The organism is Profundibacter sp., from assembly GCF_056498605.1.
Genome location: NZ_JBSMEZ010000172.1, coordinates 1 through 7,705 on the forward strand (window position 1 = coordinate 1; position 7,705 = coordinate 7,705).

At 57.3% G+C, this 7,705-nt stretch carries 5 protein-coding genes and 1 pseudogene; 5 read left to right on the top strand and 1 reads right to left on the bottom strand.

What is annotated here, in order from left to right:
- From ACWB12_RS17320 to murD, 5 genes and pseudogenes are all read left to right on the top strand, one after another.
- Window positions 1–254 (top strand): annotated as a pseudogene (locus ACWB12_RS17320) (penicillin-binding protein 2); the annotation flags it as partial.
- Window positions 255–272: 18 nt separating this feature from the next.
- Complete coding sequence (locus ACWB12_RS17325) at window positions 273–1,763, top strand: UDP-N-acetylmuramoyl-L-alanyl-D-glutamate--2,6-diaminopimelate ligase (RefSeq protein ID WP_479531352.1); 1,491 nt, start codon at window positions 273–275, stop codon at window positions 1,761–1,763.
- Window positions 1,760–3,193, top strand: a complete 1,434-nt coding sequence (locus ACWB12_RS17330) for a UDP-N-acetylmuramoyl-tripeptide--D-alanyl-D-alanine ligase (RefSeq protein ID WP_479531353.1) — start codon at window positions 1,760–1,762, stop codon at window positions 3,191–3,193. The genes ACWB12_RS17325 and ACWB12_RS17330 overlap by 4 nt, the downstream gene beginning before the upstream one ends.
- Window positions 3,194–3,211: 18 nt before the next feature.
- Window positions 3,212–4,297 (top strand): phospho-N-acetylmuramoyl-pentapeptide-transferase, encoded by a 1,086-nt coding sequence (gene mraY / locus ACWB12_RS17335; protein WP_479531354.1) that lies wholly within the window; start codon window positions 3,212–3,214, stop codon window positions 4,295–4,297.
- A 337-nt stretch (window positions 4,298–4,634) separates the two neighbouring features.
- Window positions 4,635–6,029: a UDP-N-acetylmuramoyl-L-alanine--D-glutamate ligase gene (gene murD / locus ACWB12_RS17340; RefSeq protein ID WP_479531355.1), complete on the top strand. Its 1,395-nt coding sequence runs from the start codon at window positions 4,635–4,637 to the stop codon at window positions 6,027–6,029.
- Between the two features lie 62 nt (window positions 6,030–6,091).
- Here murD and ACWB12_RS17345 read toward each other — a convergent pair whose 3' ends face one another.
- Window positions 6,092–7,462 carry a dicarboxylate/amino acid:cation symporter gene (locus tag ACWB12_RS17345; RefSeq protein WP_479531356.1) on the bottom strand — a complete coding sequence of 457 codons (1,371 nt, stop codon included), beginning with the start codon at window positions 7,460–7,462 and terminating at the stop codon, window positions 6,092–6,094.
- Window positions 7,463–7,705 lie beyond the last annotated feature (243 nt).

Below are 7,705 nucleotides of genomic sequence, written 5' to 3' on the forward strand. Positions count from 1 at the left end.
CGAGCGGCGGTTATTACGATGAGAAAGTGATCGCCACATTTGCATCCATATTCCCCGCGTATGATCCGAAATATGTGCTGATCGTCACTCTGGACGAACCGGTCGAAACCTCGGGCAGCAAACCACGCCGCACAGCGGGCTGGACCTCGGTTCCGGTAGGCGCAGAAATCATCCGCCGCGTCGCACCCTTGCTTGGATTGCGGCCAGAGGTTGAGCCTTTGCAGCCAACTGGGGTAACACTCACCAGTAACTGATTATTGCGGCGGGGCAGGATGGCACAACAGGCAGAAATACGCACACTGGCAGACCTTGGCCTACGCAGTGTTGGCGGGCAAGATGTTGAAATAACAGGAATTTCGGTTGATAGCCGCGACGTTTCGCCGGGATATCTGTTTGCGGCGATGCCCGGTGTCAGGGTGCATGGTGGTGAATTTATCCAATACGCCCTGCGCCAGAAGGCCGGTGCGATTCTGACCGATAAGGCGGGCGCGGCAATAGCAGCAGATGAAATTGCCGCCGCCGGTGTGCCCGTGGTGATCGCCGAAGATCCGCGCCAAACGCTGGCCTATGCCGCCGCGCTGTGGTTCGGTGCACAGCCAGAATTCATGACCGCCGTAACCGGCACCAACGGCAAAACATCCGTATCAACCTTTGTGCGCCAAATCTGGATTGCGATGGGGATCAAGGCGGCCAATCTGGGCACCACCGGTGTTGAAGGTGCCTATACTGCCCCGCTAAATCACACCACACCCGAACCGATCACCCTGCACCGCGTTCTGGCCGAAATGGCGGGTGCGGGAGTGACCCATGCAGCGATGGAGGCCTCCAGCCACGGGTTGGAACAACGCCGCCTTGACGGGGTGCGCTTAACGGCGGCGGGGTTCACCAACTTTTCGCAGGACCATCTGGATTACCACAAAACATTCGAGGATTATTTCAACGCCAAGGCTGGCTTGTTTTCGCGGGTTCTGGGCGAAGATGGCATTGCGGTGATCAATATGGACGACCCGAAGGGTGCAGTGATGGCTGGCATCGCCCGCGATCATGGGCAGCAGGTACTGAAGGTCGGTGAATCCGGTGAGGCTGATCTGCGCATGGTTGGCCAGCGGTTTGATTCCACAGGGCAGGATTTGCGGTTCGAGTGGCAGGGCAAACCGCATCAGGCGCGGCTGGATCTGATCGGAGGATTTCAGGCCGAAAACGTGATGGTGGCGATGGGGTTGGTGATCGCATGCGGCGGTGATCCGACCGAAGTGTTTGACACATTGCAAGACCTGACCACCGTGCGTGGCCGAATGCAGTTGGCCGCGACACGCGATAATGGTGCCGCCGTGTTCGTCGATTTTGCCCACACACCGGATGCTGTGGCTACAGCGCTAACCGCGATGCGCCCGCATGTGATGGGGCGCTTGATTGTGGTGCTGGGGGCGGGCGGTGACCGTGATCCGGGCAAACGTATTTTGATGGGGCGGGCGGCGGCCAAACATGCCGACGTTGTGTTCGTCACCGACGACAATCCGCGCTCTGAAGTGCCTGCCAATATCCGCGCGATGGTGATGGCCGGATGCCCTGACGCAACCGAAGTTGGTGACCGCGCCGAGGCAATCCTGCGCGGGGTCGATGCGCTGCAAGTTGGCGATGCGCTGTTGATTGCGGGCAAGGGGCATGAAACCGGACAAACCGTCGGCGATGATGTGTTGCCCTTTGATGATGTAGAGCAAGCCAGTGTGGTGGTGGCCGCCCTAGAGGGAAGACTGGCATGAGTATCTTGTGGACTTCAAGCGATGCGGCGACGGCCACAGGCGGGCAGGTGACAACACCGTGGCAGGCCAGCGGCATTTCCATCGACACCCGCTCTATTGCGGCGGGCGATCTGTTTGTCGCGCTCAAAGACATCCGAGATGGCCATGATTTCGTCGCGCAAGCGCTGGAAAAAGGGGCGGCAGCCGCGTTGGTTAGCCGTATTCCAGAAGGCGTTTCACCGGACGCACCGCTGTTGATCGTGCCCGATGTTCTAAAGGCGCTGAACGCAATGGCCATCTATGCCCGCACCCGCACCACGGCCCAAGTGGTCGGGGTCACCGGATCGGTCGGAAAAACCTCGACCAAGGAAATGTTGCGCAGCGTTCTGGCCCGCCAAGGGCAGGTGTTCGCCGCCGAGCGCAGTTTTAACAACCACTGGGGCGTGCCGCTAACGCTGGCCCGCATGCCAGCAGACGTCGATTTCGCCATCATCGAAATTGGCATGAACCACCCCGGTGAAATCGCCCCGCTGGCCAAACTGGCCCGCCCGCATGTGGCGATGATCACCACCGTTGCCGCCGCCCATATGGAGGCGTTTGACGGCATTGATGGCATCGCCCGTGAAAAAGCCGCGATATTTGAGGGGTTGGAGCCGAACGGGGCTGCCGTGGTCAATGGCGATCTAGACACCAGCCGAATCCTGACCACTGCTGCAAAGGTCGCAGGCGCAACCTGCACCACCTTCGGGATGAATGACACCAACACTGACAGTTTGGTTGATGTGCAACTGGCACAAAACACCACCGTCGCCCGCGCCAGCCTGAACGGCACACCCGCCTTGTTCAAAATCTCCAGTATGGGCCAGCACTTTGCGATGAATGCGCTTGGCGTGTTGGGGGTGGTGCGCGCATTAGGTGCAGACGTGGCACTGGCCGCCAATGACATGGCGCAGTGGTTGCCGCCAGCAGGGCGCGGCACCCGTGAGGTGATCGCGCTGGATGCCTATGATCCAGACCAGACCCTGACCCTGATTGACGACGCCTATAACGCCAACCCAACTTCGCTGGATGCTGCCCTGAACGTGCTGGCCGCCAGTGCGCCCACAGACGGGCTGGGCCAATTACACTCCGGTCGGCGCATTGCCATCCTTGGCGATATGCTGGAACTGGGCAGTGATGAAATAGCATTGCACGCCGAATTCGCCAGCCACCCGATGCTGGACATGATCGACCAAATCCATTGCTGCGGCCCGCGCATGCGTGCCCTTTGGGACGCCCTGCCAGACCACAAAAGGGGGCGGTGGGCAGAAAAAGCACAAGATATTGCGTCTATTGCGCACAGGTTGGTAGACGCGGGCGATGTGATTTTGGTAAAGGGGTCCCTAGGGTCCCACATCAGCGTTGTCGTTACGGCACTGCGCAAACTGGGCCAAACAGGCGATATAAAATAACAAAAGGTGCGAGAGTAAATGCTTTTCTGGTTAACCGAGCTTTCCGACGGTGGTGATGTCTTCAACCTGTTCCGGTATATCACCGTACGTTCGGGAGGGGCATTTTTCACCGCGCTGATCTTTGGCTTTATCTTTGGGCAACCGCTGATCAACCTGTTGAAACGCAAACAATCCAACGGCCAGCCAATCCGCGAAGACGGGCCCGAAAGCCACATTCTGGCCAAAGCAGGCACCCCGACAATGGGCGGTGTGCTGATTTTGGGTGCGTTGACGTTCTCAACCCTGCTGTGGGCGCGCCTCGACAACCCCTATGTCTGGATGGTGATGTTCGTCACCCTGTCATTTGGCGCAATTGGCTTTGCCGATGATTACGCCAAGGTCAGCAAGAATAATACCAAAGGTGTGTCGGGCAAAATCCGGTTTGGGCTGGGCCTGCTCATCGCCGCCATCGCGGGGTATTGGGCAGCCTATTACCACCCCGATGATCTGGCCTACCGGTTGGCGATGCCGATATTCAAGGATACGCTGATCAACCTTGGTTATGTGTTCATCCCTTTTGCGATGATCGTGATCGTTGGCTCGGCCAATGCGGTGAACCTGACGGACGGTCTGGACGGTTTGGCTATCATGCCAGTGATGATCGCAGCGGGCACCTTGGGCGTGATCGCCTATGCCGTCGGGCGGGTCGATTTCACCGAATATCTGGATGTGCATTACGTGCCCCACACGGGGGAATTGTTCATCTTCACCTCGGCCCTGATCGGCGGCGGCCTTGGGTTCTTGTGGTATAATGCGCCCCCCGCTGCCGTGTTCATGGGCGACACCGGATCGCTCGCTTTGGGTGGTGCATTGGGTGCGATTGCGGTGGCCACCAAACACGAGATCGTGCTGGCCATCGTCGGTGGCGTTTTTGTTGCCGAAGCCCTGTCGGTGATCATTCAGGTGCTCTACTACAAACGCACCGGCAAACGTGTGTTCCTGATGGCCCCGATCCATCACCATTACGAGAAAAAAGGCTGGGCCGAGCCGCAGATCGTCATTCGGTTCTGGATCATATCCTTGGTGCTGGCGCTGATCGGACTGGCGACGTTGAAGGTGCGGTAGACATCAGCTCTTTGGCCCTTGAGGCCCGCATGGCTTAAGCAAGGATAGCCGCAAGGCTTGAGGAGCGGTGGGTCTTACGGCTCCAAATCCTTAACGCCCTCCAACGTGCGCCGCGTTAACCACGCCACTTACTGCCACAGATATGTAGAAAATCCATATCTTTTCCATACGTAATCCATACTTCGATTTACGTTATATCCACCATGTTAACATGCCTAACTCACAGATTAATGCATCCCCGCCCCGACACCTGCGCACGCCACCTTAATATCTGGAATTGCGCAAACCCTTGCGTCCCCCTAAACAGGGTGCAAACCGGTTATGTAAGGGCCACGATATGATCCCCGTTCAAGGATACGAAGGTAAAAAGGTGGCCGTGCTGGGGCTTGGCCGTTCCGGCCTCGCCGCTGCAATTGCGCTCGAGGCTGGCGGCGCGACGCCTGTGGTCTGGGACGACTTTGAGTCGGCCCGCGACGCGGCTGAAAGCCAAGGCTACCCGTCAACTGACCTGCGAAAATCCGGTGTTTGGGACGACATCACCAGCCTGATCGTCTCGCCCGGCATTCCGCACCTTTACCCGACGCCAAACCCCGCAATCCTAGGCGCGCTTGCCGCCGGAGTGCCCATCGACAATGACATCGGCTTGTTCTTCCAATCCTTTGCCACCGGCGAGTTTGACGGCTTTGACGTCACCCCCCGCGTGGTCGCCATCACTGGCAGCAACGGCAAATCCACCACCGCCGCCCTGATCCACCACATCCTGCAACACGCCAATCGCCCGACGCAATTGGCGGGCAACATTGGCCGTGGTGTGCTGGATATTGACCCCGCCCATGACGGCGAAGTCGTGGTGCTGGAACTGTCGAGCTATCAAACCGAACTGGCCCGATCCTTGACGCCGGATGTGGCCGTGTTCACCAATCTATCCCCTGATCATCTGGACCGGCACGGCGGCATCGGCGGTTATTTCGCCGCCAAACGCCGCCTGTTTGCCGAAGGCGGACCGGACCGTGCCATCATCGGTGTGGACGAGGACGAAGGGCGGTTTTTGGCGGGGCAATTATCTGAAGGGCCAGCCGATGATCGGGTGATCCGCATTTCGGTCGAGGGTAAACTGACAGGGCCGGGCTGGTCGGTGTTTGCCCGCAAGGGTTTTTTGTCGGAATACCGCAAAGGGCGCCAAGTCGGCTCGATTGATCTGCGCAAAATCGCGGGGCTGCCCGGTGCCCATAACCACCAGAACGCCTGTGCGGCCTATGCCGCCACCCGCACGCTGGGCCTTGCCCCCAAGGTGGTCGAGGCCGCATTCCACACATTCGCGGGCCTTGCGCATCGCAGCCAGATTGTTGGCACGGTGAATGGTGTGATCTACGTGAACGACAGCAAGGCCACCAATGTGGACAGTGCTGGCAAGGCCTTGCAAGCGTTCAAAAATATTCGCTGGATCGCAGGGGGGCAGGGCAAGCGCGGCGGCATTGAGGCCCTTGCAGGCCAGCTTGGAAATGTGACCAAAGCCTATCTGATCGGAGCGTCGGCTGCGGAATTTGCCAGCCAGATGGGCGACACCCCATACGAGATTTTCGAAACTATGGAGCGCGCCGTGGCCACAGCCACCCGTGACGCGACCGAGGGCGACACTGTGCTGCTCGCCCCAGCCGCCGCCAGTTTTGATCAATATCCGGATTTCGAGAAACGCGGCGAGGATTTCACAAGGATCGTTCAGGCTCTTTAAGGGATACGATGCAAAAAGGCCCGCCAGAAACTGCGGGCCTTTCCATTGGTTTGAACGATTGCCTATTTGTCGTGGGTCGCCTGAATTGCGCCGGCCATTTCTGCCTGAACACCCTCGTCAATATGCATGCTTTCATCCGTGTCCAACATTCCGGCGTCCGGATCATTGTAAACGGTAATGTCCAGCTTGCCTTCGGATTTGGCCACGATGGATGACACAGCCGCATCACCTGACACGTTAACAGCGGTCCGGATCATATCCATCAAACGGTCAACACCCAGCACAAGGCCGATGCCCTCAACCGGCAGGCCCACTTGGGTGAACACCATCGACAGCATGATCAGGCCAACACCGGGCACACCGGCGGTGCCGATGGAGGCCAGAACCGACATCAGGATCACGGTCAGATAACCGCCCATGCCCAGATTAACGCCATAAACATTGGCGATAAACACGGTGGCAACACCCTGCATAATCGCGGTCCCGTCCATATTGATCGTGGCTCCAAACGGCACGGTGAAGGACGCGACCGAGTTGTTGACACCAAAGCGCTGGGTCACGGTGCGAAAAGTCACCGGAATGGTAGCGTTTGAGGATGCGGTTGAAAAGGCAAACACCTGCGCGTTGCGGATTTTGCGGATGAACATCGCGGGGCTAAGACCCGAGAACACCTTCAGCGTGATCATCAATGTAACGAACAGGTGGAACATCAATGCCCCCACCAGCACCAGCACATATCCGGCCAATGAGGCCAACAGGTCCAGACCAAGGTTGGCAACCGCTTTGGCGATCAATGCAAACACCGCATAAGGCGCCAGTGCCATGATGATATTCACCATCTTCATCATGATCTCGTTGGCGATTTCGGCACCCTCGATAAAGGCTTTGGCCTTATGACCCACCATCAGCATACTGATGCCCACCATGATCGAGAAGAAGATGATCGGCAGCATATCGCCCTTCGCCATCGCATTGATCGGGTTTTTCGGAATGATGTCGATCAACACTTGCGATAGGGGCGGCGCATCTTTACCGGAGAAGGCCGCATCGGTCGCCAGTTCCAGACCACTGCCGATACCAAGCGTTGCAGCAATCGTAATCGCCGTGGCAATCGCAATGGCTGTTGTCAGCATATAAAGCCCGAAGGATTTAGACCCGACGCGCCCCAGCATCCGGATATCACCGATACCGCAAACCCCGCAAATCAACGAAAAGAACACCAGCGGAACCACCAGCATTTTCAGCATGTTCACAAACATTTTGCCAACAATATGAAAGGCACCATTGACCACAAACTGGTTAACAAAGCCCGCTTTGGCCCCTTCCGGGACTTCCATCATCCCCGTCAGGTTGAAGAACAACCCCAGAGCAATCCCCAACGCCATCCCTAGTAACACCTTGGTGGTTAGGTTCATTTTTCCACTATCCGACATTTACTTGTCTCCCTGATTATTATTTTTATGAGGAAAAGGCTAGGCTAGGACGCAAGTCCGATCAAGCACACGTCTGGATTGTATTGTTAACAATGTTTCGTTTAATACGAATATTACAATAGGGCCTGTTGACGTTTAGGGATTCCCATTCTGTTTAAGTTCTGATTCAATGTTGCAAACAAAAGGAGAGCAGCTTTGATACGAACGGTTTTAACAGATAATCAATGGACTTTGATTGCCCCG

Excerpts from the sequence above, each read along its gene's own strand:
- ACWB12_RS17325 (WP_479531352.1), top strand. The coding sequence starts at position 273 with ATGGCACAACAGGCAGAAATACGCACACTGGCAGACCTTGGCCTACGC.
- murD (WP_479531355.1), top strand. The coding sequence starts at position 4,635 with ATGATCCCCGTTCAAGGATACGAAGGTAAAAAGGTGGCCGTGCTGGGG.
- ACWB12_RS17330 (WP_479531353.1), top strand. The coding sequence starts at position 1,760 with ATGAGTATCTTGTGGACTTCAAGCGATGCGGCGACGGCCACAGGCGGG.
- mraY (WP_479531354.1), top strand. The coding sequence starts at position 3,212 with ATGCTTTTCTGGTTAACCGAGCTTTCCGACGGTGGTGATGTCTTCAAC.
- ACWB12_RS17345 (WP_479531356.1), bottom strand. The coding sequence starts at position 7,462 with ATGTCGGATAGTGGAAAAATGAACCTAACCACCAAGGTGTTACTAGGG.